Genomic DNA, 1,701 nt, shown 5'->3' with positions numbered 1-1,701 from the left:
GCGCCGCGATTGACGATTTCGGCGCGAAAGCCGTCGCCATCGTAGCCTTTGTCCCCAATGAGGGAAGACATGGGCGGCGCGAGCTTCAAAAGGGCCGGCCCTGCGGCAATGTCTGCGGCTTGTCCCGGAGTGAGATGAAATGCGCAAGGTTTGCAATCAGGGTCGCTCAGCGCGTGGATTTTCGTGGTCCGCCCACCGCGCGAGCGGCCGATCGCCTGTTCACACTCCCCCCTTTTCCGCCGCTCGCCGAGCGATGCGCTTTGATCGAGGTGGAGTCGATCGACAAAGCCACTCGGTCCTTGCCGCAGCGGGCGAGCGCTTCAAAGATCGCCTGCCAATGTCCGCGCTTAGCCCAGCGATTGAACCGATTGTAGATCGTCGTGTAAGGGCCATAGTCGGACGGGCAATCGCGCCAGCGTGCGCCGCACTGGAGCATGTGAATGATACCGCTGATAATGCGTCGATCGTCTTGGCGCGCCGGGCCGGTCTGGTTCGTTGGCAGATGCGGCTCTATCTGAGCCCACTGCTTGTCGTTGAGCCAGAACAGTCCTTTGCGCATCGAAGTCCCCCGTGCCGAATCAACTTAGCACCAGGGAATCAGAACTCGCTAATTAGGTACAGACCCTAAGGCCGCCGCACCGTGCGGCCTCTTTCTTCGCCCGCAAGCATCTTCCGCTCAGGGTGCTTCCGTTGGCGGGTGTCGCTGCATGTCAGCTCACAAGTGCAGACCGGAAGTTTGCAGCCCGGCGCCAGTTCGGCGGCTTGTGACCCAGCGGACTTTCGCTGCGAACGGTCTGGCGCGATGATCGCGGCTTCGGGTCTTCAAGACCGGGCATGCCAGTTCGCCTTAGGTAGTCGGCCAAGGCCCAATGGTGGACGTAACCGTCCACCCCCTTTAGGGGGGTCGACGTCTTGCGTTGATGAGCCGTCTGATGGCGGCTACTGCCCGAACAACAGGCGGCGGCAAGCGCCCCTTTCGCGCTGGAATGACGACCAGAACATAGAGCACGTTGAGCAGCAGCCAGATGGCGACCGCGATCAAAAAGAACTTCATGAAAAAGGCCCGGCTAAATCCGGCAGAGGAAACTAGTAAGTCGTCCGTGAACAAGGCACTAAGCGATTGAGCAGGAGTCAGTTTTCCGGTTGCGGCGGCATTTGAGATTGCAGGGATTGGGGGCTTGAGGCCCCCAAACCTTGCAATTTTCGTTTGTGGATTCCCTTTCGCTGCGGACCATGATTCTGTGGTGCATCGGAGGGGCCGATGCGACCGAAGAAGCACAGGACGACGGGATCGAACGATCTGTTCCGGGCGCGGCTGGACCAGATCATCAATCTGAAGCACGAGTTGGTTCTGCTTGCCGGCAAGATCGATTGGGACTGGATCGACGGCGAGATCGCGCCGCTCTACAGCGAGAACGGCCGGCCCGGGATCGAGACCCGCTTCATGATCGGGCTGTTGTTGCTCAAGCATATCTACGGGCTGTCCGATGAGGGGGTGTGCGAGCGCTGGGTCCACGACCCTTATTTCCAGTTCTTCACCGGCGAAGAGTTTTTCCAGCACGCTTTCCCGCACGAACGCTCGGACCTGAGCCATTGGCGCAAGCGGCTCGGCGACAAGCTGGAGCTGCTGCTGGCCGAGAGCCTGCGGGTGGCGCACGAAGCCGGCGCCTTACGCAGCCAGGACCTCAAGCGCGTCACGGT

General features: G+C 60.8%; 1 protein-coding gene and 1 pseudogene. One reads left to right on the top strand and one right to left on the bottom strand.

Going from position 1 to position 1,701, the window contains the following annotated elements; all coding sequences use genetic code 11:
- Positions 1-559 (bottom strand): annotated as a pseudogene (locus tag IVB36_RS26305) (IS5 family transposase); the annotation flags it as partial.
- Between the two features lie 702 nt (positions 560-1,261).
- On the opposite strand from IVB36_RS26305, the gene IVB36_RS26300 reads away from it, so the two are divergent.
- Positions 1,262-1,701: transposase (locus tag IVB36_RS26300; RefSeq protein WP_247391779.1), on the top strand; the 440-nt coding region annotated here is incomplete at its 3' end.

This window comes from Bradyrhizobium sp. 35, assembly GCF_023073215.1.
Taxonomy (GTDB): Bacteria; Pseudomonadota; Alphaproteobacteria; order Rhizobiales; family Xanthobacteraceae; genus Bradyrhizobium; species Bradyrhizobium canariense_D.
Note: the sequence above shows the minus strand (reverse complement) of the source record. Positions and strands in the feature narration are given on the sequence as shown.